At 62.5% G+C, this 25,469-nt stretch carries 20 protein-coding genes and 1 tRNA gene; 11 read left to right on the top strand and 10 right to left on the bottom strand.

The annotated features are described in order from the left end of the window. Nucleotides 1-27 precede the first annotated feature (27 nt). Together ACVMB0_RS35805 and ACVMB0_RS35800 are read left to right on the top strand one after the other, a co-directional pair. Nucleotides 28-1,650: a hypothetical protein gene (locus ACVMB0_RS35805; protein WP_461349210.1), complete on the top strand. Its 1,623-nt coding sequence runs from the start codon at nucleotides 28-30 to the stop codon at nucleotides 1,648-1,650. Between the two features lie 21 nt (nucleotides 1,651-1,671). Further along, on the top strand, nucleotides 1,672-2,928 hold the full coding sequence (locus tag ACVMB0_RS35800) for a polysaccharide biosynthesis/export family protein (RefSeq protein ID WP_461349209.1): 1,257 nt from the start codon (nucleotides 1,672-1,674) through the stop codon (nucleotides 2,926-2,928). Here the strand turns inward: ACVMB0_RS35800 and ACVMB0_RS35795 are convergent. From ACVMB0_RS35795 to ACVMB0_RS35780, 4 genes are read right to left on the bottom strand one after another with little or no spacing between them, the layout of a single operon-like run. Next, nucleotides 2,925-4,148 carry an acyltransferase family protein gene (locus ACVMB0_RS35795; RefSeq protein WP_461349208.1) on the bottom strand — a complete coding sequence of 408 codons (1,224 nt, stop codon included), beginning with the start codon at nucleotides 4,146-4,148 and terminating at the stop codon, nucleotides 2,925-2,927. The two genes, ACVMB0_RS35800 and ACVMB0_RS35795, sit on opposite strands and share 4 nt — an antisense overlap. Further along, a complete protein-coding gene (locus ACVMB0_RS35790; protein WP_461349207.1) occupies nucleotides 4,145-5,692 on the bottom strand; it encodes an oligosaccharide flippase family protein in 1,548 nt (515 codons plus the stop codon). The genes ACVMB0_RS35795 and ACVMB0_RS35790 overlap by 4 nt, the downstream gene beginning before the upstream one ends. Beyond that, the gene (locus ACVMB0_RS35785) at nucleotides 5,638-6,189 is read right to left on the bottom strand and encodes a polysaccharide deacetylase family protein (protein ID WP_461349206.1); all 552 of its coding nucleotides are present in this window, start codon (nucleotides 6,187-6,189) and stop codon (nucleotides 5,638-5,640) included. Before ACVMB0_RS35785 ends, ACVMB0_RS35790 begins: the two co-directional genes overlap by 55 nt. Next, on the bottom strand, nucleotides 6,176-6,817 hold the full coding sequence (locus ACVMB0_RS35780) for a polysaccharide deacetylase family protein (protein WP_461349205.1): 642 nt from the start codon (nucleotides 6,815-6,817) through the stop codon (nucleotides 6,176-6,178). The genes ACVMB0_RS35785 and ACVMB0_RS35780 overlap by 14 nt, the downstream gene beginning before the upstream one ends. A gap of 288 nt (nucleotides 6,818-7,105) precedes the next feature. On the opposite strand from ACVMB0_RS35780, the gene ACVMB0_RS35775 reads away from it, so the two are divergent. Further along, nucleotides 7,106-7,819 (top strand): class I SAM-dependent methyltransferase, encoded by a 714-nt coding sequence (locus tag ACVMB0_RS35775; RefSeq protein WP_461349204.1) that lies wholly within the window; start codon nucleotides 7,106-7,108, stop codon nucleotides 7,817-7,819. Continuing rightward, nucleotides 7,794-9,110, top strand: coding sequence for a glycosyltransferase family 4 protein (locus tag ACVMB0_RS35770; protein WP_461349203.1), 1,317 nt, complete (start codon nucleotides 7,794-7,796; stop codon nucleotides 9,108-9,110). Before ACVMB0_RS35775 ends, ACVMB0_RS35770 begins: the two co-directional genes overlap by 26 nt. On the opposite strand, the gene ACVMB0_RS35765 is transcribed toward ACVMB0_RS35770, so the two are convergent. After that, the gene (locus tag ACVMB0_RS35765) at nucleotides 9,051-10,391 is read right to left on the bottom strand and encodes an O-antigen ligase family protein (protein ID WP_461349202.1); all 1,341 of its coding nucleotides are present in this window, start codon (nucleotides 10,389-10,391) and stop codon (nucleotides 9,051-9,053) included. The two genes, ACVMB0_RS35770 and ACVMB0_RS35765, sit on opposite strands and share 60 nt — an antisense overlap. 357 nt (nucleotides 10,392-10,748) lie before the next feature. Between ACVMB0_RS35765 and ACVMB0_RS35760 the strand changes: the two genes are divergently transcribed. Next, a complete protein-coding gene (locus ACVMB0_RS35760; protein ID WP_456798985.1) occupies nucleotides 10,749-11,582 on the top strand; it encodes a sugar transferase in 834 nt (277 codons plus the stop codon). 237 nt (nucleotides 11,583-11,819) lie between these two features. On the opposite strand, the gene ACVMB0_RS35755 is transcribed toward ACVMB0_RS35760, so the two are convergent. After that, nucleotides 11,820-11,895 (bottom strand) — tRNA-Ile (locus ACVMB0_RS35755). A 112-nt stretch (nucleotides 11,896-12,007) separates the two neighbouring features. Next, on the bottom strand, nucleotides 12,008-12,976 hold the full coding sequence (locus tag ACVMB0_RS35750) for a Bug family tripartite tricarboxylate transporter substrate binding protein (RefSeq protein WP_461349201.1): 969 nt from the start codon (nucleotides 12,974-12,976) through the stop codon (nucleotides 12,008-12,010). A 119-nt stretch (nucleotides 12,977-13,095) separates the two neighbouring features. Here ACVMB0_RS35750 and ACVMB0_RS35745 point away from each other — a divergent pair, with 119 nt between their 5' ends. Then, on the top strand, nucleotides 13,096-14,076 hold the full coding sequence (locus ACVMB0_RS35745; RefSeq protein WP_461349200.1) for a TAXI family TRAP transporter solute-binding subunit: 981 nt from the start codon (nucleotides 13,096-13,098) through the stop codon (nucleotides 14,074-14,076). Between the two features lie 125 nt (nucleotides 14,077-14,201). Here ACVMB0_RS35745 and ACVMB0_RS35740 read toward each other — a convergent pair whose 3' ends face one another. Next, nucleotides 14,202-15,392: an ABC transporter substrate-binding protein gene (locus tag ACVMB0_RS35740; RefSeq protein ID WP_461349199.1), complete on the bottom strand. Its 1,191-nt coding sequence runs from the start codon at nucleotides 15,390-15,392 to the stop codon at nucleotides 14,202-14,204. 306 nt (nucleotides 15,393-15,698) lie between these two features. Here ACVMB0_RS35740 and ACVMB0_RS35735 point away from each other — a divergent pair, with 306 nt between their 5' ends. Continuing rightward, the gene (locus ACVMB0_RS35735) at nucleotides 15,699-16,808 is read left to right on the top strand and encodes a molybdopterin-binding protein (protein ID WP_461349198.1); all 1,110 of its coding nucleotides are present in this window, start codon (nucleotides 15,699-15,701) and stop codon (nucleotides 16,806-16,808) included. 9 nt (nucleotides 16,809-16,817) lie between these two features. Beyond that, on the top strand, nucleotides 16,818-18,767 hold the full coding sequence (locus ACVMB0_RS35730) for a molybdopterin biosynthesis protein (RefSeq protein WP_461349197.1): 1,950 nt from the start codon (nucleotides 16,818-16,820) through the stop codon (nucleotides 18,765-18,767). Between the two features lie 130 nt (nucleotides 18,768-18,897). Here ACVMB0_RS35730 and ACVMB0_RS35725 read toward each other — a convergent pair whose 3' ends face one another. Then, nucleotides 18,898-21,459 carry a fused MFS/spermidine synthase gene (locus ACVMB0_RS35725; protein ID WP_456753189.1) on the bottom strand — a complete coding sequence of 854 codons (2,562 nt, stop codon included), beginning with the start codon at nucleotides 21,457-21,459 and terminating at the stop codon, nucleotides 18,898-18,900. 163 nt (nucleotides 21,460-21,622) lie between these two features. Further along, on the bottom strand, nucleotides 21,623-21,934 hold the full coding sequence (locus tag ACVMB0_RS35720; protein WP_456753190.1) for a hypothetical protein: 312 nt from the start codon (nucleotides 21,932-21,934) through the stop codon (nucleotides 21,623-21,625). Nucleotides 21,935-22,559: 625 nt separating this feature from the next. On the opposite strand from ACVMB0_RS35720, the gene mobB reads away from it, so the two are divergent. The 3 genes from mobB (at nucleotide 22,560) to ACVMB0_RS35705 (ending at nucleotide 25,383) form a co-directional block, all read left to right on the top strand. Further along, nucleotides 22,560-23,087: a molybdopterin-guanine dinucleotide biosynthesis protein B gene (gene mobB / locus ACVMB0_RS35715; RefSeq protein WP_461349196.1), complete on the top strand. Its 528-nt coding sequence runs from the start codon at nucleotides 22,560-22,562 to the stop codon at nucleotides 23,085-23,087. 47 nt (nucleotides 23,088-23,134) lie between these two features. Further along, entirely contained in the window at nucleotides 23,135-23,404 is a 270-nt protein-coding gene (locus tag ACVMB0_RS35710; RefSeq protein ID WP_461349195.1) for a sulfurtransferase TusA family protein, read from the top strand. Nucleotides 23,405-23,727: 323 nt separating this feature from the next. Continuing rightward, nucleotides 23,728-25,383 carry an OFA family MFS transporter gene (locus tag ACVMB0_RS35705; RefSeq protein WP_461349194.1) on the top strand — a complete coding sequence of 552 codons (1,656 nt, stop codon included), beginning with the start codon at nucleotides 23,728-23,730 and terminating at the stop codon, nucleotides 25,381-25,383. The last annotated feature ends 86 nt before the right edge of the window (nucleotides 25,384-25,469 follow it).

Below are 25,469 nucleotides of genomic sequence, written 5' to 3'. Positions count from 1 at the left end.
CGGACGGAACAGGCAGGAGACGCATTAATGCTCGACGCTTCATCCAAAAATCGCACGTACGTCTTCGATCGCGTTGCTGACTCGCCAGGTCGGTCGGATGTCTGGCACGATGGGCTCGGACTCAAGATCGCAGTGTCAAAAATTCGTCAGGGTCGTCGATCGCTTCTGCGATTCATGCTCGCTGGCGCCATCATCGGAGGGTTGGCAGGCGTCGTTTATGGCGACATCAAGGCGCCGGTTTTCAGCGCGACTTCCGAACTACTCATTTCGAATACGACACTGCAAATGTCCGGGCCTGATGCGGTCGTGACCCAGATCTTGGTCGAGAATTCGCTGATCCAGAGTGCAATTGAAATGCTGAGGTCCAGCAGAGTCCTTGGACGGGTGATCGACAAGGTTGGATTGGATGAGATTGAGAACATCTTGCCAAGATCCAGCCTGGAACAGGCCGTCGGCAGGATCAAATGGCCGCGAGCTCGCGACCTTCTGCAAACGTCGAATACCTCATCCGATGATGACCTATCAAACGACAAGCGGAGGCAGAGAGTGCTCGCGCGACTGAGGTCCGGCATGACGGTCACTCGTGTCGGAGCGAGCCTTATCATTTCTGTTCGGGCACGCGCGCGTAGCCGCGAAGAGGCATCGAGGCTGACGAACGAACTGGCGGCATCGTTTGTTCAGGAGCAGAACGATACCAGTGCGGTTGTCAGCACGAGCGCGGCGCTGCGGGAGCGCATCAAAGTGCTTGGTCCGACCGCGCGGATCATCAGCGAGGCTGTCCCCCCGACCTCCAGCGATGGGCTTCCGGCCGCGGTCGTTGTGCTCCTGGCGCCGATCATTGGCGCTGTGCTGGCGTGTGGGTTTGGGCTTGGCATTGCACTGTTCGATCGGCGCTTGCGCAGCACCGAGCAACTGGTTTCGTTGAGCTCGGTCGAATGCTTCGGCACTCTTCCGCGCATGAAAGATCCTCGATCCGGCCATTCCTACTCTACGTCGATCCTGCGACGAACGGTACTTCAACGCACCCGCTCGGCGGTACTCGAGACATCGAGCCAGCTTCCGCGTTTCGTAGGCGTCACGTCCTGCTTTTCCGGTGAAGGCAAGACCGTCGTGGCGAGCAACTGGGCTAGGTTCCTGGCAAATGACGGCTGTCGTGTACTGCTGGTCGATGCGGCGCAGTGGAACGGATTTGCTACCCCAAGGTCAGCGCCGCAGGTAGCCGGTTTGCACGAATTGCTGCGCGGGGAGGTTGCACCGGCAGACGCCATTCAGCCTGAGATCAGCCCGAATCTCGATCTTCTCCCGAGTGGGGACATGCTGGGCAACCTGGATATGCTCTGGGGAAACCTCGCCTACGCGATCGGTGCAGAGCGCGAGTGCGCCTATGACTGGATCATCCTGGATCTACCCGCGCTTGCCACGGCAGCCGACGTGCGGTCGGCCGGCCAGATCATCGACCATCTATTGGTCGTGGTGGAGTGGGGCCGCGCCTCCGAGGCCGAATTGAGCGATGCTCTTTGTTCACTAGGGCCGGTGCGGGAAAAGGTTTTTGGGACGATTCTCAACAAGGTTCCGCGAGAAGTGCTGCGGCTCGAGAATTTAAGCGGCAGGCAGGCGCAACAAAAGGCGTCGGCCAGATTCGGCCTTTAAGTATCGACAGGAGTGTGAATCATGCTGCGAAAGGCGCTTTTAATCGCTGTCGCGATCAACGTCGCCGTGATCCTCGCTATTCCGTCGGCATTTGCGCAAGCCTATAAGCTCGGCGCGTCGGATCGGGTAAAGATCAAGGTGCAGGAATGGCCTGATCTGACCGGCGAATATACCGTCGCCGCGGACGGTGCAATTGCCTTACCGTTGATCGGAGACGTTGATGCGGCGGGTCGGCGCCCGAACGATCTGGCGCGGGAGATCTCTGACCGGCTGCAACGTCGCTCCGAAGACTCCGAAAGACCGGTTACTGCGGTCGAGATCATTCAGTATAGACCGTTTTCCATCGTGGGTGATGTGCAGCGCCCAGGCCAATATCCCTATCGGCCTGGCCTGACGGTCCTTGGGGCGATCAGCATCGCCGGCGGATACTATCGGCCAGAATTTGGTCTCCTTCGCTTGGATCGCGATATGGCAATGGCCCAGGGAGAGCTCCGGACCCTGTCGATGAAGCAATATCGCCTGCTCGCACGCGAAGCCCGCCTAACGGCGGCGCTCGCTGGGCGCACGGATATCGTGGTCCCGCCGCAACTGGATCGGAAGGACAATCCGGAGATCTCCTCAATTCTCCAGGACGAGCGTTCGGCGCTCGAATTGGAGAACAATGCAGTCCGTTCGGAGCAGGCGGAGTTCGAAAAACTCAAGGCTCTGTATGAGAGCGAGACCGAGTCGCTTCGAGGGCAAGTCAGCGCGTTGGCTCAGGAGAGGGACAGTACGCAGGAGCAGCTAAAGCAATTTCGTGCTCTTTCCGCCCGAGGTCTCGCCCTCGCGCCAACGGTCTTTTCGATGGAGCGGTCTCTCGCGCAGATCGTCAATGAGCAATTGACGATACAGACGAGCATCGTAAGGGCCCAAGAGAGTGTCGCGTTGGCGACGCGTCAACTTCACGAGCGGATGCAGGAGAGAATGAAGGCCGACACGCGGGACCTCGAACAAACGAGGGATAACATTGCGGAAGTGCGGGCGCGGATCAAGACGCAGGGCGATCTGCTTACCGAAGCGCAGATCGGTGCTCCGGCCGAAGCGAGGGAGCGCTTGGCGCAGAAGGATCGGCGCTCTGGCTTCACGCTGGTCCGGAGAACCGGTGATGCGACGGAAGAAATCGTGGCCGATGAAGCAGATCCCGTGCAGCCTGATGATATCATCAAGATTCCAACGATCCATTCTGCACCATATGAAGTGAGCCTTGGGTCATCGCCAAGCGAGAAGGCGCAGCGCTAGCTCGGCCGGGCAGGTCGCGCAGTGCCGGTCGAATGGACGGCTTCGGCGTTCATACGTGCAGCTGCGGGCGCCGCGCTCCTCAGCTCTGATGATGCTTTCGAGAAGCCTCTTGAGTGTAGTCGACGCCGGGCCGCCCGTATCCACATGCGCTCCCAATAGAACGTCGAGAAATGGGCCGCCAGCAACGTGATAACCAAGCCAACAGGCCGCTTCAGCAAGTAGCGCTGGTAGACATTGCCGTCGTTCCACCATCCATGTGCGGTGAGCGGATGAAAGATGTAGAGCGCATAAGAGATCGCAGCAACATAGGACAGGCTCTTGCTGCTGAGTATCCCGATGAGCGCGTTGGACGGTTGCGCAAGCGTCGCCCAGAGCAGTACGCCCGTAGCATAAGGCCGCAAGTATTGCAGCCAGCCAGCATCGGGGTGCGAACTCGTTGCCCATGAGACCGCCGCGACCACCCAAACGAGCGCGGCCTTCGAGTAGGGGAGCCGGTGCGTTGGCAGGGTGCCGACGCAGGCGCCGATGAGGATTTCATCGAGGCGCAGGTGGGTGGTCACCTCGATCGGCGCGGTGTACCAGATGCGAAGGGCCGTAATCGCGGCGCAGCAAGGCCAGACTGCGATCAGGCCCCTGCGCCCGCCAAGCGCCGCCAACGCCGTTACAAGCACGTAGAAATGAACCTCAACGCATAGCGACCAAAGGTGCTCGGTGACCGGGATCATTCGATCAAGCCGGTAGTTGATGATGAACCCCAGATGATTGAGCAGGGCTTGCCAGCCCAAACCAAAGACGCAGAACACGAATGCGATGTAGAGATATGCCAGCGGCAGGATCCGGGCGCTGCGCCTCACGATGAAGTCGAGGATGTTCGTGGAGCGCAAGCTTCGAATGATCAGATAGCCGGAAAGAGCAAAGAACAGGCTCATGCCCATCGGTCCGGCGGTCGAATTCAGCGCGAGATGCTTTGGCCCGAGCGGAAGCAGATGAGCTGCCAGGACTAAGCCAATGCTGAGCGCGCGAAGCCCGTCAAGAGCCGGGGTTGCGTGCGCCGCGGTCGGAAGCCGCTGATTTGTCGAAGCCTGGGAGGCATCGGCGGCCGGATGCGGAGGGCGGCGGAGGAGATCCAGTCGGTCCTTGCGCTCGCGGCCGTGATCGCATTCGACGGACGGCCGGTCGTCCCGGGGCTTGGGCGCTCCGCTCGGTCCCGCAAAGATCATCCTCGATCCGTTTCGGGTGGTTGCGGCAGGATCCGTGGAAATGCGCTGATCCCCATGGAACGCGACAGGTCATCGATCAGGCTGCGAACATGATCCGACAGCTCGTGTTGAAGGAATGCGATTGCGGCGACCCAGATCGCGACAGAGATTGCGCTCGACGCCACAAATCCGAAGAGAACTTCGGCAGTGCTCTGGCCGAGGATGTGACGAAAGACGAATGGAGCCGGAAGCGCCACGAGCGTGCTGGCAAAGCTCCGTCCCCAGGCCTTCAACAACCGCACCGGATCATACTCGATGACAGATCGCAGCAGAGCCAAATAGCAAATTGCAAAGAAGGCGCCGCTGATCGGCAGGCTCCAGATCGCTCCCTCGATTCCGAACGTCAGGCCGAAGCCGACCGCAGCGATGGAGAAAATGCAGACTGCGCCTTCGCAGGCAAAAAGTGCGCGCTGACGTCGCTTGACGATCAGGATATCGTAGTAGGGACCTGCCATCAGCGTCACGGCGTGGGCGATGGCGATCGGAATCATCATTCGGCCCGTGGAGCGCCATGCGTCTCCGTAGATTGTCCCGACAATGGGTTCGGCCCAAATCGCCAGCACGGCGTAGACCGGCCAAGCCAGTCCCGTCATTGCCTCAACAAATGATCCGTAGATCGGTGCCATATCGGCGCCGCGGCTCTCGCGCTCCGCGAGGTTCGGCAGCATGGGTCTTGTCATGCCCAGCACAAGACCATTTCTGACGAAAGAGACGAGATTCTGAGCTCGGGAAAACAGCGCGGTATCGGCGAGCCCGACGGCTCGGCCGATCATTAGTTCCGGTCCAGATATTGTAGCGCTTCCAACGAGGAGGGTCGCGGAAGTCCAGCCTCCAAAGGTGAGCAGATGCCGCGTACCTGCAAGCGTCGGAGCCAGGCGCAAGCCGTCGGGCATGCAAGCAACGGTCATTGCTGCCGTGACTGCTGCGGACGTGAAATAGCCCCACGCCAGCGCATCGGCTCCATATCCGAGTTTTGCCAAAGTGATGGAAACGGCACTTTGACAGCTTGCGGCGACCAGGCCGACAGCAAGTAGAACGCCGAAGCGCATGGCGCGCATGAGTTGCATCGTCGCAGGAAAGGCGATGGCTGGACCGAGCTGGGCAAAGGCCAGAATCCGCAAGGAGCGGCCGACAGCTTCGTCGTCATAAAAATCAGTGAGAACAAAGCTCAGCCCCATCAATACCACTGTGAGACCAACGGCGATCGACAGGCTGAGACCGAAGGCCGCCCTCAACAGAGGCTTATCGAGCTGTGGTGCGCTGACGACATAGGATCCAAGCGCAGTATCCTTCAAATCAGCGACAGTGCCGGCGGCCGCTATGGCTATCGAATAGGATCCGGCCTGCCGTGGCGTGAGCAGGTGGGCGATTACAATGCCTGTTGCGAAAAACAGGAGAAGGGTTGCATTCTGCTGCAGGGCAGAATTCAGCATGGCCCGTCGCAGGCGCATCAACGAGCCTCGCTTTTCGTGCTGGACGCTGTGTTCGCCGGTAACCTTAGCCACCGCGAAATGTCCGCCGACGGGCTGCGCGCCTTCGTCGCCATGATTTGGACGACGGCGCTTCGACGTTTTCCATCCGGAGGCAGGACGCGAGCCGTCGACTGCCGGCGCGCGGCAAACAACGACGTCGCGAGGACCTCTGGCCGGAACCGGCCATTGGGGGCGATCCGCTCCCCCTCGACATCGAGCCGCCCAATGTACGGGCTCGGCAGAAAGCCGTGATCGAGAACATGTAGTTCCGGATCGCCGGTGAACAGCAGCTTGTAGCCGGAGGTGAGCGCCTGATCGGCGATCTCGGATGTGTAGGCTCCGTGGGGAAATGAAACGGCGTCGACCGGGCTGCCGCCGCATGGCGTGACGATTTCATTCAGCACTGCAAGGGGTTGATGAAGCTCGGCTGAAGGATTTGACGACAGGGGAAACGCCGTGTGCGTTTGTCCATGGGCGCCGATGGAAATCCCGTTCAGCACGAGAGTGACGATTTCTTCAGATGTTAGCATCTGGCGCGGGGCACCTAATGCTTCGCAGATCGACCCCCGCTGCGGAGAGAGCCGTCTCGACCATCGCGCCTTCAAGCTCGGGACCGCGACGCACGATGTCCCAAACGAGACTGGTGTCGTTCGGATCATCGTTTGCACCAAACAGAATCTGATACAAGGAGGCGACCTGCTGCTGACCGATCCGTCCAACCATGACGGCGGAGAGCAAGTCCTCGGTCCAGAGCCGCTCCTCGCGTCCAATCCGGTCTGAAGTGACGAAGATCGTGGCCGGCGTGCCGTGCTTTTGTAGCAACGGCAACGCGTAGTCGAAATTGTCGGCGAAACCATCATCGAATGTAAGCAGCAGGCTCCTCGCTGGAAGAGAGCGCTCCCGCCTCAGGGATCGTCTGACGTCGTCCAGCCCTACGATGGTGTAGTGGCGCTTGAAGAAGGCGAGACACTGATCGAAGGTCCGGTCGTCGAGCGTCCAAGGGGCAAGCGTTGTTTCCCAACGCGGATCGCTGCGCCGGAGGACACGATGGAACGTGACGACCGTCAAGGTCTGCCGGTTACGAAGCCTGTGATAAAGCGGCAACGCCCCGATCCGGTAAAGGGTAGTTCGGACCATCTCGCGCAGAAGGTGACTCACCACGGATCGTCTCGCGTGTGCGGGGGCGGCGTTGTTGAATGTCGTCTGCGTTACTTTCACCAATCACCGCAGGTCTGCCTGACATCAGCGATAGTCCGCGGTGTGGCCGTAGCGTCAATGATCTGTCTGGACTAGTACGCAATTGTGCCGTCGGTTGGCCTGTCCAATGGGCACACGCCGCGTTAGTTGTTTGCGACGAGGAAGAAATCGGGGCGGCTCGACACTCAATCCCCGCAATTGGAACTGACCGGATTCGCCCTGGCGGGGCCCGCAGGCGTGAGGACGCAGATGCAGACGCGTCAAATGATCGAACGGATTGTCCCCGGGCGGCTACGTCAAAGTGTCCGCGGACTGACCGGGGCGGTGTTCCACCAGAGCTCGCACCGCCGTCTTGCGGCTGAGCCGCAGCCCCCCAACCGTGATTACGAGATCGGTAGATGGGACTATCTCAACAATATCGAGGAGATGGCCCGCTACGCAGTAATTGCCGGCTACTGCCGGTATGACGGACGTGTGGCGAATGTGCTCGATCTTGGATGCGGTTCGGGCATTCTGCGGAATTGGTTCGGCCAGCTAACGAACATCGAGTATGTCGGCGTGGACATTTCCGACCGTGCGATCGAGGTCGCGAGACGGGCCTGGGCAGACCCGCGCACGACATTCGTTGCGAGCGACATCGCCACGTACACCCCGGAGCGCAAGTTCGATACGATCATCCTCAATGAGGTCCTCTATTACTTCCAGCAGCCGGGAGAAATCCTGATCCGCTTTGGCAACTTCCTCGAGCCGAACGGATCCTTCCTCGTATCGCTTTGGGAATCCGACGACTCGCGGCGAGCGTGGAAGCGATCGGAAGGTCTGGTGGACGTGAAAGACAGTGTCCGGATCGCACACAGCTCCGGGGTGTCCTGGACTATCCGGGTTTGCCGACCGCGGAATTGGCCGCATGAAGCGATCCATGGAGAGGGCCCAGCCTATGCGTCCGGTCATTCCAAGAACTGATCCATTTGTTCAGCGTGTGCCAATGGCGGAAAATGGCCGGCCGATCGTCCTGTATATGATCAATCAATATCCCGCCGTGACGCACACTTTCATCAAGAGAGAGGTCCAGGCACTCGAGCGTTTGGGCGTTAAGGTCGTCCGCGTCGCAGCAAGAGCCGGCAAGACCTTGGTTGACCCCGGCGATATCGAGGAGGAATCCAGGACGACCTACCTGCTTCAGCGGCCGTTCGGCCTGCTGGGTGCAGTCGCTCAATCTCTTCTGCTGCATCCGCGACGCTTTGCGAGGGCATTGGCAGCGACCATGGGCTTGATGCGCCGGAGTGATCGTGGACCTTTGCTGCATCTGCTTTACTTCATCGAAGCGTGCGGAGTGGCCTCGCTCGTACGGCGAACCGGCGCTACACATATTCATGCTCACTTCGGAACCAACCCTGCCGAACTCGCGCTGCTCGCTGCCCGTCTTTCCGGCGTGACGTACAGCTTTACGGTCCACGGCTACGATGAATACGACAAGCCTGAATTCATCGGGTTGCGAGTTAAGATCCGTGAAGCCGCATTCGTCGCCGCCGTCAGCCATTACGGGAGGTCTCAACTCTACCGTTGGTGCGACCTTGCCGATCAGAATAAGATCAAGCTCGTTCGTTGCGGTTTAGATCGAAAGTTTTATGAGGCGGCCGACGAGGGAGCTGCCGATGCCGCGCGGCTCTTGTGTGTGGGCCGGCTATGCAGGGAGAAGGGTCAAAGCATTCTGATCCGGGCTGCAGCACTGGTGGCCGCTGCGGGCCACCGGTTTGAGCTGACAATCATTGGAGACGGAGAAGCGCGCCCTGAGCTCGAGGACCTCATTGTGGAGCTTGGGCTGTCTCGGTCGGTCCATCTGCTCGGCTGGTTGAGCAGCGCCGACGTTCGTCATGAAATGCTAAAAGCTCGAGCGGTTGTCGTGGCAAGCCTCGCGGAAAATCTGCCGGTAGTCATCATGGAAGCAATGGCGCTCAGGCGTCCGGTGCTGGCAACGCAAATCGCAGGCATTCCGGAGCTGGTGATCGCTCGCAAAACGGGCTGGATCGTTCCTTCGGGTTGCATTGAGGAGCTCGCCTCGGCGATGACGGAATGTCTCGTTGCCCAGCCTGAGACTTTGCGAGCCATGGGACATAGGTCCCGTGAGCGCGTCATGGCCTTGCACGATGTGGATCGAGAGGCGTCGGTGTTGGCACGTTTGTTCACACAGCAGCTATCGACGCGCAACGATTCCTTGATCCCGGAGCGATCGCTCAGGATAGCCACTCGATAGTACGACGCTGCTTGGGAAGTGACGCAATTGCGATGCCGGTTCGGCGAAACGACGTGAAGCGCACGTGGTTCCCATCGTGAACCAGAAGAACCACTGAAATTGCAAGTAATCAAGAAGATTGTCTGAATAGAAAACGATGAGATAGCCGACACACAACAAGAGCATTGTGAAGGAGCCAGCGAAATCCCTGCCGATGGTCGAGACGAGCCTGTACATGATCGCAACCATCAGAAGAAGGAAGCTTGATAGTCCGGCGATTCCCATTTCGAAGTAGATTTGCAGGAAAGCATTGTGGGGACCGATCCCCTCCTGTCCGTCTCCGCGCGCGAAGAAAAGAGGAAAGTAGGATTGATAGGATCCCAACCCGTAGCCGAACAGACCTGGGGGGTTGGAGGCCAGCCATTCAAGCGTGTCTTTCCACAACACTTCTCGCCACGCCATCGAGTTTAGATGCTCGTAAGCGCCATCGACGGCGCCGACCTCGAGATCGGCCAGGCGGTCAGAGATCCCCGGCAAGAAAAGCGAGGCCGGCACCACGACCACGGCGAGGAGCCAGCGGCGGTCCACAACTATCGCATAGCCTGCGGTAAGGAACAGTGCCGCGAGCCACGCGCTGCGGGTCTTGGTCAGCAGCAGCAAGAACAGCAGATAGAGCGCGTAGACGAACGTAGCCCGTCGCATTGGAGCCGAGATGCCGAATCCCGCAGAGCAATGCATGAAGAGAATGAGGGCGAGAACGCCGATGATGTAGAACGCGTAAATATTTGGATGCGTGAACGTGCTCTGAAGTCGCTGTGCCCCGGTCAGGATTGCGGGATTCGCCGCGAGTTCGACGAGCGCGTACATCGACGGTATCACGGACGAGCTGAGCGCAATGGCGAGACACTGTGCCGCAATTCGCCGGTTCTTGACGAGCACATACGGAAGGGTGAAGGCGGCTCCGTAGGTCGCGAGGGCGAGAACGTTTCGTATGCCTGCGCTTAGATCCGTCGTTTGAAGGAGGGATATCGCGCTCGTAAGAAGCAGGCCGCCCCATCCGAGCAAGGTTGCAGAGAATGCAACGTTGGGAAGTTGGACGACGGCGATGAGCGCCATGGCAATCAATAGTGCGTTGATCGCTGCACCAGGCCCGGAATGCTCGCCAAGGCTGGCTTTTATGATATCAAACGCGCGATCGCAGGACGGTCGCAAAAGCATGACGGCCAGCATCATCTGGCGCAGGCCGATGACGCGCGTCAGGAGAAGTAGGGAACCGAATGCCGCCAGAATGATGGCTGTCACGGAGCTCCTGGGCCGACGCCACGCGATGGGATGGCGCTTCTCGTATCCGTCCGCGCGATGTGATGTCGATGCCGCCTCATTCAGTAGGGCGGTCTTGCCGGTCCCGCAAGCGTCCAAACGGATCGGTGCAGGCGCATCAGACCTAACACCGACGGAATCTCGCCATCCCGCGAACATCGACTGTATCGTCGTCATCGATGCGAGGTCTGTCTCTAGCGGGCGCTACGGGCTTGGGCGCCGAGCTGGAGCATCCGAGGGGACGCCGATCGGCATCCTTGATGCTTTGACAACCGACGCGACGATCTGGATGCAACAGCAGCCAGGAGGAATGGTCGTCGTTTCCATGCGAGGATCGGAATGCAATGGCCTAATGTCCTTGGCGCGTCTGGCGTGCTTGCCAGGCATCTCGCCCGTAACCACAGAGATCGGCGCGGTGTGATCCGTGGAGGAATTGCAGGTGAAGCCGATCGGTCGGATCCCTTCAAACCTCAGCGTAGTACGACGGGAGACGGGCGCCGTGATGGGCGTTCCCAAGATCTAAGGCTGAAGAGAGCAGGGACGTTCCGCAGCCGGATTGCGAGGGAGCGGGAGCAAATCGGCCCAAACTGCAGATTCAAAAGAGCGTCTGACCTGATGATCGCTGCGTCGGCGCTTGTGATCCTGCTCTTGCCGATAATCATGATCGCGATAGCAGTGAAGATCGAGACTCGGGGGCCGATTTTATTTCGGCAATGGCGCGGGGGGCGTGGCGGCCAACGCTTTCAAATATTGAAGTTTCGGACGATGACGTGCATGGAGGACGGTGCACATGTTTGTCAGGCGCGCCCGGGCGATTCCCGCGTGACTCGGATTGGGCGAGTGCTGCGCAAGACGAGCCTGGACGAGCTTCCCCAACTCTTCAACGTTCTCTGGGGCGACATGTCAGTCGTTGGTCCAAGGCCGCACGCTCTTGTCCACGACGCGATGTATTCCAGGCTGATCACGAGGTACGCCTACCGTCACTCGGTGAGGCCGGGAATGACCGGATGGGCACAAGTGAATGGATGCAGAGGTGAGACGCGGGATTTGACGGCTATGGAGAAGCGAGTCGCCCGCGATCTCGCGTATATACGCCATTGGTCGTTTCGGCTTGATCTCGTCATCCTGGCGATGACGGTCAGAGAAGTCCTTCGGCCGAGGAATGCGTGCTGAATTGCAAGCGAAAGCCCGCCACATAAGCTTTTCGCGACTTCAACTGAACGGACGGACCGTTGTGCACGCTCGTGCAGCTGGATCTTTCGAGCTCCAAAAATAGGAGAACAAATCGAGGCAAAATTCGTGAGGTGTTTCAGTGGGATCTAAGATCGAGTCGTTTTTGGAACGAGATCGAGTCGTTCTAAAAGGTGAAATCGAGTCGTTTTCAAAGTGTCCGCACAAATCGCATCCGCTTGGTGGGCCCGGCAGGACTCGAACCTGCAACCAGACCGTTATGAGCGGCCGGCTCTAACCATTGAGCTACAGGCCCCGCCGCCTTGCGGGCCGCATGGTGCGGCGGGCAACGGTGCGGGCTCCGTTTACAGGCTGCGTCGGGTTTCGGCAATGCCGCCCCCGACCGGCCCGTGGCAGCCATCCACGCCTCAATCCACCGAGACGCCGGCGAAATCCACGACCTTGCGCCATTTCTCGGTCTCGTCGGCGACCAGTTTGCCGAATTCGGCCGGGGTCATCGGCTTCGGGATGCCGCCGACCTCGGCGAGGCGCGCCACCAGCTTGGGGTCCTTCAAGGCCTCGCCGACCGCCTTGTTGAGGATCTCGACGATCTCCGGCGGCGTGCCCTTCGGCGCCGAGATGCCGTAGAAGCCGACCGACTCGAAACCGGGAACGGTCTCGGCGATCGCCGGCACATCGGGCACACCCGGCCAGCGCTGCGGCGAGGTGACGCCGAGCGCGCGCACGCTGCCGCCGCGCGACTGCTCCAGCGCCGACGGCAGATTGTCGAAGATCAGCTGCACCTTGTTGGAGATGATGTCTGGAAAGGCGATCGCCGACCCGCGATACGGCACGTGCTGCATGTCGCACTTGGTCATCGCCTTGAACAATTCGGCCGACATGTGCACCGAGGTGCCGTTGCCGGATGACGCATAGGCGATCTTGCCGGGATTGGCCTTGCAATAGTCGATGAACTCCTGAACGGTCTTCACCGGCATCGCGTTCGAGACCACCAGCATGTTGGTGAGCTGCATGATGCTGGCGACCGGCGTGGTGTCGCGCAGGAAGTCGTAGGGCAGCTTCTTGTAGAGTGAGGTCGAAATCGCGTTGTTGGGCGCGACGAACAGCAGCGTGTAGCCGTCCGCCGGCGAGTTGATCGCGGCGGCGGCGGCGATGTTGCCGCCGGAGCCGGCGCGGTTCTCGACCACGAATTGCTGGCCGAGATGATCGGACAGCCACTGGCTCATGATGCGAGCGACGATGTCGACCGGGCCGCCGGCGGCAAAGCCGATCAGCCAGCGCACCGGACGATTCGGATAGTCGGCAGCGGAGGAGGGGGCACCCGAGGCAAGGCAGCAGATCAAACCAAGCAACGCAGCACGTGCGAACCGGAACATCGTCTCTCCCGTCATTTTCTTGTGACTGTTGCCGTTATGGTTTCACAAAACGCCGGCTTTGCCTACGACCCTGCCCGTGCGACGATAGTCGGGCTCATGTGCAATGCTTGAGGCCCGGGATGAAATTCGCTGTGATGATTTGCGCCGGCGCGCTGCTGCTCGCGGACGGCGCGGCGGCGCAGGAGGGGGGCAGGACCATTTCCAAGGAAAGTTCGAAGACCACGATCAGTTTCGCCACCGCGACGCCGGGTGGCGGCTTTCCGCTCTATGGCAACGCGCTTGCCGAGGTCGTGAACGCGGCCGATCCGACGCTGTCGATCGAGCCGCGCAACACCAAGGGCTCCAACGAGAACATCCCGCTGCTCGAGGCCGGCAGCGTCGATATCGCAACCGTGGCGGGCGAACCGGCCTATGAGGCCTTCAAGGGCATCGGCCGGCCGCCGGCGACGAAACTGAAGATCCTCACCGCGATGTATTCGGCCCCGGGGATGTTCGTGGTCCGCGCCGACAGCCCGTACCGGACCATCCAGGACTTGGTCGGCAAGTCGGTCGCGTTCGGCGCCAAGGGCTCCGGCATCCCGATCCTGTCGCGTTACATCCTCGACGGCATTGGGCTGAAGCAGGACGAGGATTTCAAATCGATCTATCTCGACCGTGCCGGCGATGGCCCTGCGATGCTGGAGGATGGCCGCGTCGCAGCACTTTGGGGCGCCGGGATCGGCTGGCCGAGCTTCACCAAGCTCGCCGAGAGTGCGGCCGGAGCGCGGTTCATCGCGCCGACCGCGGAGGAGATCGCGCGCGTCCGCGCCAAGCACACTTTCCTGAAGCCGCTGACCATTCCGGCCGGCAGCTATCCGAAGCAGACCGAGGCAATCGCGTCGATCGGCTCGTGGAGCTACGTCCTGGTGCGCGAGACCTTGTCCGACGATGTCGCCTACCGGTTGGCGAAGACGCTGCATGGCGTCGAGGCGGAGTTCTGCAAGAAGCTCGCCCAGGCGTGCGAGACCACGGCGGCGAACACCGTCGCCGCGGCGCCCGACATCAATCTGATCCACCCCGGCGTGCTCAGATATTTCCGCGAGATCGGAGTGGCGAAGTGACATCAGCGGAGACGCTATCGCGTCTCAGCTGATGTCATTCCGGGGCGATGCGTCAGCATCGAACCCGGAATCTCGAGATTCCGGATATGGTCCTTCGGACCATTCCGGAATGACCGCTGCCCATCTTATTTCTTCACCATCGGACACGCCGGGTCCGGCGGGCCGAATGCGTCCTCGCCGGAGATCTTCGCCAGGATCTTGTAATAGTCCCATGGATATTTCGACTCGGCCGGGGTCTTGACCTGGACCAGCCAGAGATCGTGCACCATCAAATTGTCCTCGCGCAGCTTGCCGTTGCGGGCGAAGAAATCCTCGACCGGCTTCTCGCGCATCTTGGCCGCGACCTTGAGCGGATCGTCAGTGCCGCTGTCCTTGATCGCGTTCAGATAGGCGGTCACCGAGGAGTACACGCCGGCCTGCCACATCGTCGGCATCCGGTTCATCTTGGCGAAATAGCGCTTCGACCAATCACGCGTCTTGTCGTCCATGTCCCAGTAGAACGAGGTGGTCAGCAACAGGCCCTGGGCGGCCGACAGCCCGATCGAGTGGACATCGGTGATCAGCGCCAGCAGCGCCGCCATCTGCTGCCCGCCGGCAAACACGCCGAACTCGGCCGCGGTCTTGATCTCGTTGGTGTTGTTCGGCGGTCCGCCGGCGATGCCGATGATCTTGGCCTTGGAGGCCTGCGCCTGCAGGATGAAGGATGACAGATCGGGTGTCGCGAACGGCGGCCGCACCGCGCCGAGCACCTTGCCGCCGTTCTTGGTCACGATCGCGGAGGCGTCCTTCTCCAGCGAGTGGCCGAACGCGTAATCGTCGGTGATGAAGAACCAGCTGTCGCCGCCGCGCTTCACCACCTCCTGTGCGGTGCCGACCGCGAGTGCGCGGGTGTCGAACACCCACTGCATTGCATAGGGCGAGCAGAACTTGCCGTGGAAATCTGTCGCGCCGGTCGAGTGCGTGATGAACAGCTTCTTCTTCTCGTTGGCGATGTTCTGCACCGCGAGGCCGACCGCCGAGACCGGCACGTCGACGATCAGGTCGACCTGATCGACGTCGTACCAGCGCCGCGCGATGGTGGCGCCGATGTCGGGCTTGAGCTGGTGATCGCCGACGATCACCGTAACAGGCTTGCCGAGCACCTTGCCGCCGAAATCGTCGACCGCCATCTGGGCGGCGGTCACCGAGCCCTGTCCGGTCGGCGTCGAGGCCGGGCCGTTCATGTCGGTCAGCACGCCGATCTTGACGATGTCATCGGATACCTGCGCCGATGCGGCCGAGGAGGCCAGCAGCGCGGCTGCGAGCGTCCCGAACATGGCGAGTCTGGAGCCATTTCCGCTCCGATTGAATCGGAGCCGGGCTCCAGATTTTTGTTTTGACGCGTCTTCTTTACGCGAACCGGTATCCACTTCGCTTGAAAACGCTCTGGTGGCGTTCATTCTGTCTCCCTCCTGAACTGGCGCATTGGCCATTATGATTGTCCCGGGCCTCTGGAACCCGGTTATATCGGTTTCTTTTGCAACTAGTTTGGGGTCCGCGTCAACGCGCCATCGGTCTAATGACGCAGCGGCGGACGGGCGCGAGGCGGTTTCTTTCGGGGCCGATTCGGTCCATAGCGGGCCATGGTCACTGCCCAGCGCTTTCCGGCTTCGCTTACCCCGCTCGATACGGCGCTGGCTGCCATGCTGCGCGACCTTGTGCCGGTCGAGCCGGTCGAGCTGCCGCCGGCCGATGCCTTGCGCTGCATTGCCGCCGAGATGCCGGCCCTGCGCTCCTATCCGCCGCAGGATGTCGCGGCCCGCGACGGTTGGGCGCTGCGCGCCGATGATCTGGTCGGCGCGTCCTCCTATGCGCCGCTGCCGCTGGCCGAACTCCCGGTCTGGGTCGAGGCAGGTGCTACGATGCCCGACGGCACCGACTGCGTGGTCGACGCCGATGCGGTCGACATCTCCGGTCCGCTGCCGCAGGTGCTCACTGAGGCGATCCCGGGGCAGGGCGTCCGGCGTGCCGGCAGCGATATTGCGGCGGGGCGCGACGTGCTTGCTGCGGGAGAGCCGCTGCTGCCGCGCGGTTTGCTGCTCGCGCGCGCGGCCGGGCTGGAGATGTTGCGCGTCCGGCGGCCGCGGCTGCGCATCGTCAATATCTCGAACGGTGAGCTGACCGCACAGCTGATCGCGGACACCGCGCGCCTCGCGGGCGCCGAAATCGTCTGCACCGAGGTGGCGCCAGATATGGCGGCGATCGCAGACGCGCTCGATACCGCAGGCTGCGATCTGATCGCCACAATCGGCGGCACCGGCGTCGGTCACACCGATGCGGCGGTGAATGCGCTGGCGACGCGCGGGACACTGATCGCGCATGGCATTGCCCTGCAACCCGGGCGGACTGCGGCAGCCGGCCGGATCGACGCGACGCCGGTCATCGCCTTGCCGGGCGCGCCGGATCAGGCCTTCGCGGCCTGGTGGGCAGTCGCGCTTCCCGTGCTTGACCGCCTGTCGGGCCGGCAGCCGCGCAAGACCCTGGCGCTGCCGCTGGAACGCAAGATCGCCTCTGGCGTCGGTATGGCGGAGGTCGTGTTGCTGACGCGTCGGCAGAGCCACTGGGCTGCGCTTGCGATCGCCGACCTGTCGCTCGATGCCATCGCGCGCGCCGAAGCCCTGCTGATTGTGCCCGGCTCCGCGGAAGGCTTCGCTGCGGGCACGGTCGTCGATGCCTATATGTTGCGGGAGTGAGTTCCCGAGATGACCCAACCGTTCACGCCGAAACCAAACCCGTCCGTCGAGCAGGACCAGTTCCTGACCATCCTGTCGCGCGAGGAAGCCATCGCGCACTTCGAGGCAGCGCTGTTCCCGCGGCAAATGCCGTCCGAGACGCGGCTGCTCGCCGATGCGCTCGGCCGTGCGCTGGCGGAGGACGTGGTGGCGCCGATCGACGTGCCGCCGTTCGATCGCTCCAATGTCGACGGCTTTGCCGTACGCTCCGCCGATCTTGCGCGCGCCGGCGAGGGCGCGCCGGTGCAACTCGCGCTGAACGGCGAGACCATTTCGTGCGGCACCGCGCCGGCCCTGCCGGTGCTGCCGGGCACCGCGACCGCGATTGCGACCGGCGGCCCGGTGCCGCGCGGTGCGGATGCGATCGTGATGGTCGAGCACACCCAGCCGGCCGGCAAGGATGCCATCGAGGTCCGGCGCGCGGCGTCGCCCGGGCAGTTTGTGTCTTACGCCGGCTCCGACATCGCGCGCGGCGAGGCGCTGTTGCGCGCGGGAACGATGATCGGCTCGCGCGAGATCGGTATGCTCGCGGCCTGCGGCATCGCCGAAGTCGCCATGGTGCGCCGTCCGCGCGTTGCGATCCTCTCGACCGGCGACGAACTGGTGCAGCCGGGTGAGCGGCTGCGGCCGGCCGCGATCTACGACACCAATGGCGCGATCGTTACCGCGGCGATCGCCGAAAATGGCGGCGACGCGTCGTTCCTTGGCGCGATCGCGGACAATGAGGCGATGCTCGAGGCCGCGATGCGCAAGGCGCTGGCGGACAGCGACATGCTGGTGCTGTCGGGCGGCACCTCGAAGGGCGCCGGCGACGTCTCGCATCGCGTCATCGCAAAGCTCGGCAAGCCCGGCATCGTCGCGCATGGCGTGGCGCTGAAGCCGGGCAAGCCGCTGTGCCTTGCGGTCTGCGACGGCAAGCCGGTGGTGATCCTGCCGGGCTTCCCAACCTCGGCAATGTTCACCTTCCACGACATGATCGTGCCGACGCTGCGGCGGATGGCCGGCCTGCCGCCACGGTCCGATGCCAAGGTCGCGGCGAAGGTGCCGGTGCGCATCGCCTCCGAACTCGGCCGCACCGAGTTCGTGATGGTGTCGTTGGTCGAAGGCGCCGACGGCCTGATCGCCTATCCGAGCGGCAAGGGTTCGGGCGCGATCACCTCGTTCGCGCAAGCCGACGGCTTCCTGAAGATCGAGGCGCTGGCCGACCAACTGGCGGCCGGCAGCGACGCCGAGGTGATCTTGTTCACGCCGCATGTGCGGGTGCCCGATCTTGTGATCGTCGGCAGCCATTGCACCGGGCTCGATCTCGTCACCGCACCGCTGGCGCATGCAGGCCTTATGGTGCGTTCGATCGCGGTCGGCAGCCTCGGCGGGCTTGCAGCTGCCAAGCGCGGCGAATGCGATCTCGCGCCGATCCATCTGTTCGACGACAAGACCGAGACCTACAACGCGCCGTATCTCGCCGACGGCCTCGAACTGGTGCCGGGCTGGCGGCGCATGCAGGGCATCGTGTTCCGTAAGGACGATGCGCGCTTTGCCGGCCTGAGTGCGGAGGAGGCGGTGCGCGCCGCGCTCGCCGATCCCGCCTGCATCATGGTCAACCGCAACCAGGGCGCCGGCACCCGCATCCTGATCGATCGCCTGCTGGGTGGCAGCCGGCCCGACGGCTACTGGAATCAGCCGCGCTCGCACAATGCGGTTGCGGCCGCGGTAGCGCAGCATCGCGCCGACTGGGGCATGACGATTGCGCCGGTCGCCGAAGCCTCCGGGCTCGGCTTCATTCCGCTCGCCGAAGAGCATTACGACTTCGCGCTGGTCACGGCGCGCAAGCGGCGGCCCGCGGTGCAGGCGTTTCTCGACGCGTTGGCGTCGGAGGAAGGGCGGGCCGCGTTGACCAAGGCGGGCTTCAGGCCGGCGTAGTGGCGCGCGGCGCCAGATCCACCGCCGTCGTTCCGGCGAAGGCCGGGACCCATACGCCGCAGCGCTCGTTGTGAGTGGGACTCGTCATTGCAGCATTGTTCAGCAATTCGCGACTCCGCCCGAGGCGGCCTCACTCGTGCAGCTTGCGGTCCAGGAAGCCGACATAGGAATTGTCGGGGTCGAGCTTGACGGCGAGGCGAAGTGCGGCGCGGGCGGCGGAGGCGTCGCCGTCAGCGCTGGCCTTGTGCTCATCCAGGATCGCATTGGCGACGGTGCGCGCGGTGTTGAGGCGGGCCTCGTCGATGCGCGTGCCGGCGAGATAGGCTTCCAACGGTTCGCGCAGTCGCTTCAATTCATCGACGCTGATCGGGCTCAGCGGATACCAGTTGTAATATTCGAGGCGCGGCCGATCATCGGTCAGGGTCGGCACGTCCCCGACAAAGGCTGCGAGCTTTGCATCGGCGGCGATGAATGTCGCCAGAAAATCCTCGGGCTCGCCCAGGCCGTTTGCCGTCAGATCGTCAGCCACACCGGGCTTTGACATCCGCATCGCAAGCGTGCGCGGGTCGATCTGCAGGGGTTCGTCGGAGGCGATCGCCACGCCTTCCATTCTGGACGGCAGCCACAGCGAGACATGCTTGAACTGGCCCATCATGGCCTTGAGGATCATCTTCGGCAGGATGCCGCGATTGAAATCCAGCGGCACCCATTGCGCGAGCACGGCGCCGGGGCGCATCCGCTGCTTTGCCAGCGTATAGAATTCCTCGGTGTAGAGGTTGATGACGCCGGCGTCGTGCGGCGGCGGCGGCTCGAGAGTGATGACGTCGAAGCTTTCCTTGGTCCCGAGCAGGAAGTGGCGCCCGTCCGCCACGATCTGATGGACCTTGGGGTTCTGATGGAACTGCTTGTTGATCGGCACGAAACGCGGCGCGACTTCGAACACTGTCGAGGCCAGATCGACCGCGTCGATGGATTGCAATTCCCGGTGGGTGCTGATCGCGCCCACCGTGGTTCCGGTCCCGATGCAAATCACGACCGCGGTTTCGACCGGGCCCTGGTGCAGCAGGATCGGATAGTGGCCCATCGCGGCCATGTAGCGCCGGCCCTCGGGGCGATTGTTGGCGTAGCTCTTCGAATTCACCACCAGCTGCTGATAGGTGCCCGCCGCCTTCTCGCGATACTCGACCACCGCAAAAGTCGCCTGCTTGGTTTCGCGCAATTCGAGGACATCGCCGCCTTCGATCGCGGTCAGCACCCGCTGCAGATAATGCGGGGTGAGCAGCAGCAGCGATGCGGCGATGACGCTGGCGGCAATCGCTCCCTGCCGCCACAGGGTGCGTTGTTTCAGAAGATCCGGTTGCGACAAAGTCGTCGTAACAAACAGCAGGACGTTGAGGACGATCAATGCGGTGAGCGCGCCCTGGCTGCCCAGATAGGGGATCAGGAGAAACCCCGCCGCCAGCGAGCCCAGCACGCCGCCGATCGTGTTCAAGGCGTAGAGCGTGCCGATCCTGCGACCGAGCGCGCTCATCTGCATCACGGTCAGTTCGCTGGCCAGCGGAAAACTGATGCCGATCAGCGTGGTCGGCAGCAACAGGGCAATGGCACAAATGAGGAAGAATGGAACGTCACCGCCCAGCAGCTCCTGCACCTGGACCGGCAAGAGGCCCGATACGATCGGCGACAGTGTTACGCCGACGGTGCGCGCCTTGCCGAGGATTGCGACGGTCAGCGTGGCCGCAACTGCGATCAAGAGCTGTGTGACGGCGAAGTATCGCAGCAACTGATCCTTGCGCGGGGCGAGCAGCCTGGCGCAGATCAGGGCGCCGATCACCAGCCCCAGCAGGTAGACGCCGAGCATCCCTGAGAATGCGTAGACACTCGAGGTGCTGATATTGGTCAGGAAGCGGAACCAGACCACTTCATAGGCGATCGAGACAAAACCGGAGCATGCGAAGATCGCGATCAGGATCGACGTCCTGTCGTGTGCCGGCGCGGCGGTTGGCACCGGCGTGGTTGCCGCGACCGCAACGATCGGGCTTGCGCTGCGCGCAACCAGCAGGGCCACGCCGCCGACGCAGAGGTACAACGTCGCCGCAACCAGGCTCGATCCCGTGATGCCGCACAGGCCCATCAGGACAAAGCCAACGGTCAGGGTGCCAATGGCGGCGCCCAGGGTGTTGAAGCCGTAGAGCAGGCCGATGCGGTTGGCCAAATCGGTCTGCGTGCGGGTCAGGAATTTCACCAGGAAGGGCAGGGTCGCGCCCATCAGCATCGTCGGCAGCGACAGGATGGCGAGCGACAGCGCCACCATCAGCGGCAACCGGAATGGCGACTCCAGGTCCAGCATCGGCGACAGCCAGCCCACCCAAGTCGACCAATGCGACAGCAACGCCGTCACCGCCAGGGAAACGACGGCGAGCGCGAGTTCGAGAAAGCCGTAGATCGTTAGGGGGCGGCTGACCTTGTCGGCGATCCGGCCGCCGAGGGCGCTGCCCAGGGAGAGGCCGAAGAAGAAGCTTGCCACCGTGACGCTGACCGAGACGGTCGCGCTGCCCAGCACGAATTGCAGTTGCTTGAACCAGAGCACCTGAAGGATCAGGGATGCCGCGCCCGACGCCAAAAAGATCGCGGTGACCAGGACCCGGTCCCTGGCGCCCGTGGCGTCTCGCACAGCATCACGATTGAGCACTGATCGGATCTCCCGTTGACCGGGAGAACAGGTAAGGCAGATGCTGTTAATATTGCCTTATGGGGCGGCCATGGGATCCGCCGAATAACTCATTTATTTCATTGGGGTATCTGGATTCGGGTGGGGGTTCGAGCCCGCCGGCGCTGGATCATGGCAATCCGGCTCAGTGCCGCATGGCCGTTTCCACGAACTGCCGCACCGAACTCGGGACTTCATCGTATTCGACGAAACGGCGCCGCAGCTCGTCGGCGATATCGGTCGTGACGTCGCGCGACCATCCCTCGTTGGTATTGAAGGCCACGATGCGGACCGGCTGGCTGTACTGGTCATCCAGCAGGCGGCGGATCAGCGTTTTCCGGTCTGAGCCTTCCTCTTCGGTTTCGCACCAGGCACGGCCAAGCCGGCCGAAATCGTTCAGCACCAGATAGGTGTCGCGGTCGACTTGCTGCGGCACGATCGAAGGCGAGCGAGGCATGGATGATCCTCCAGTGCTGCACATTATCGTGTTCCGGCCGTCCCGCGCATTGGAAACTTCGAGGTATATCCGCTGGATAGCCGGTTGGTCGGTAACGTGGGGCGAAGGGCGACTGTTCTCCTGGAGCAAAGCGCTCCGTCGCTGGTTATCCCTGGTCACCGACATGAACCCGGTCGCGGGGCCGGTGGCTGAACGACTGATGGGGCTCCTACCCGTTCAGGGAGCGATGCGATGTCCAGAAGGCTTCGCTTTAGGAACACGACACTGGAAGAAGTGCTGGCAGCCGACACGCAACGCCCGCGGAAGCGGGTGCGCTGCAAACCCGCCAGAGAGGGTCGATCGGCAAGACCTGCCAGGCCCGGGACGGCCGGTCGGTCAGCGGGCCGGGTGATCGCTGCAGGATAGCGAGCCACGGGATGAGCCCCAATCGCGGCAGTCGGCACCTTGCTGCTCGTCGCCACCGGGCGGTTGCCGAGATTCACGCTCGTGCTGTGGTCGCATCTGCTCCACGAGCTTCCGAAGGCGCTCCACTAGGGGACCCAATCGCTCGTCACCCAGGCTGGCATGACATGGGCTCAACGCTGATATAAGCAGCATTGGACGCTAAGTGCCTTTGGAGACGCGCATGAAAGTGATTGGCCTCGCGGGATGGAGCGGTGCCGGCAAGACCACCCTGCTGTCGCGGGTGATCCCCCATTTGCTCGGGCAGGGCTTGCGGGTTTCCGTGATCAAGCATGCCCACCACGAATTCGACGTCGACTTGCCCGGCAAGGATTCCTGGGTGCACCGGCAGTCCGGCGCGACCGAGGTGCTGGTGTCCTCGACGCGGCGCTGGGCGCTGATGCACGAGCTGCGCGGCGCCGCCGAGCCGCGGCTGCCGGAATTGCTCGCCAAGATGGCGCCTGTCGATCTGGTCGTGGTTGAGGGCTTCAAGCGCGAGCCGATCAACAAGATCGAGGTGTATCGCGCCGCCAACGGCAAGCCGCTGCTGTTTCCCGACGACCAGCGCGTGGTCGGGATCGCCAGCGATGTTGCCGTCAAGACCACGCTGCCGGTCGTGCATCTCGACGACACCGAGGATGTTGCCGAATTGATGCTGCGCGCCGCGATCCCGATCGACGATATGCATGCGTCGGCGCCCGTCGAAAGCTGAGCAGGTGGTGCGTTGACGATGCATGACGGCTTCGCCATGGTCGAACCATGACAACGACCAAGCTCGATCTCACCGGCCTGAAATGCCCGCTGCCCGCGCTAAAGACACGCAAGGCGCTCAGGGGCGTGACGGCGGGAGATTTCCTCGAAGTACATTGCACCGATCCGCTGTCGGTGATCGATATCCCGGCCCTGATCCAGGAGACCGGCGACAAGGTCGAGATCACCGAACGCAGTGATGTCCGGATCGTTTTCCTGATCCAGAAGATCAATGGAACGATAGATAAATCGAATGCTGCATCGCCGCGTAGGGGCTAGATGCAGCTGAATATCTACCTTTTGCCTATCGACACCTATTTCCCCTTCTGCGCGAATTGATAATCTCCGCCGGGTCGTGCAGGTGAAGCTGTGCCCTGACGTGGGCATTTGGACGGACAAGGGCCGGCCTGCGTCCTGGTCGGGCTGCACGGCCAGGCATAACCGTTCGTATCGGGGGTTAGCATTTCCGACAATGCGCGTGGTTGGTCCCGGCGCATCGAGGGAATGTGCGGAGCAGCCGAGCCTACGGTTGCCGCAAGGGCTGAGACGGGATCGAAGACGCAGATGCGCCCGATGTAACGGCGGCTGCAGGGGAGGTTACAATGACGACGATGAGCAGCGCTGGACGCGTGTCTGCGGCTGGCGCAGGTTTCCTCGACAAGGAACACACGATCGCGACCGCCGGCTTCAACCGCTGGCTGGTGCCGCCGGCCGCGCTGTGCATCCATCTGTGCATCGGCATGGCCTACGGCTTCTCTGTGTTCTGGCTGCCGCTGTCGCGCGCGATCGGGCTGACCGCGCCGAAGGCGTGCCCGGATATTTCGCTGGTCCAGGAATTGTTCACCACAACCTGCGACTGGAAGGTCGCAAGCCTGGGGTGGATGTATACGCTGTTCTTCGTGCTGCTCGGCGTCTCCGCGGCGATCTGGGGCGGCTGGCTCGAGAAGGTCGGTCCGCGCAAGGCCGGCTTCGTCGCCGCGCTGTGCTGGGCCGGCGGTCTCGTGATCGGCGCACTGGGCGTCTACACGCATCAGCTCTGGCTGATGTGGCTCGGCTCCGGCGTGATCGGAGGTGTCGGCCTCGGCCTCGGCTACATCTCGCCGGTGTCGACGCTGGTGAAATGGTTCCCCGATCGTCGCGGCATGGCAACCGGCATGGCGATCATGGGCTTCGGCGGCGGCGCGATGATCGGCGCCCCGCTCGCCGACAAGCTGATGAACTATTTCAAGACCCCGACCTCGGTCGGCGTCTGGGAAACCTTCCTCGCCATGGGCGCGATCTACTTCGTGTTCATGATGATCGGTGCGTTCCGCTACCGCATTCCGCCGGCCGGCTGGCAGCCGGAGGGCTGGACGCCGCCGGCGAAAGCCAACGCGATGATCTCGAGCAAAAACGTCCATCTCGACAACGCGCACAAGACGCCGCAATTCTGGCTGATCTGGTGGGTGCTCTGCCTCAACGTGTCGGCCGGCATCGGCGTGATCGGCATGGCCTCGCCGATGTTGCAGGAGATCTTTGCGGGCAAGCTGATCGGGCTGCACAATGTCGGCTTCAACCAGCTCGATGCCGGACAGAAGGCGCAGATCGCCGCGATCGCGGCGGGCTTTGCCGGATTGCTGTCGCTGTTCAACATCGGCGGCCGGTTCTTCTGGGCATCGCTGTCAGACAAGATCGGCCGCAAGAACACCTACTACACGTTCTTCATTCTCGGCATCGTGCTCTACGCCTTGGCGCCGACCTTTGCCGCAATGGGATCGAAGCTCCTGTTCGTGCTCGGCTTCGGCATCATCCTGTCGATGTATGGCGGCGGCTTCGCCACCGTGCCGGCCTATCTCGCCGACATGTTCGGCACCCAGTTCGTCGGCGCCATCCATGGCCGTCTGCTGACGGCATGGTCGACCGCCGGCATCATCGGTCCTGTGGTGGTGAACTACATCCGTGAATTTCAGCTGGCCGCCGGCGTGCCGCGCGACCAGCTCTACAACACCACGATGTACATCCTGTGCGCCATGCTGATCGCCGGCCTGATCTGCAATTACCTGATCAAGCCGGTCGATCCGAAGTGGCACATGAGCGACGCCGAAGTCGCCAAGCTGCAGGATGCGAGCGCCAGCGCCGCGGCGGCCGGACCGCACGGCTCCTACGGCATCGGGTTTGGCGGGCTCGACGCCAAGGCCGCGCTGTTCTGGCTGTTCGTCGGCATTCCGCTGGCCTGGGGCGTCTACATGACGCTGCTCAGCGCGGTCAAAATCCTCTGATCGCAGACCGGTCGCGCGCGGGACATCTTGCGTCCCGCGTGCGACTGCGCCGGCATGTTCAATTCAACAGATAATCAAAGGGAATT

The organism is Bradyrhizobium sp. USDA 4451 (assembly GCF_054822585.1).
This window is presented reverse-complemented; position numbering and strand designations above follow the sequence as displayed.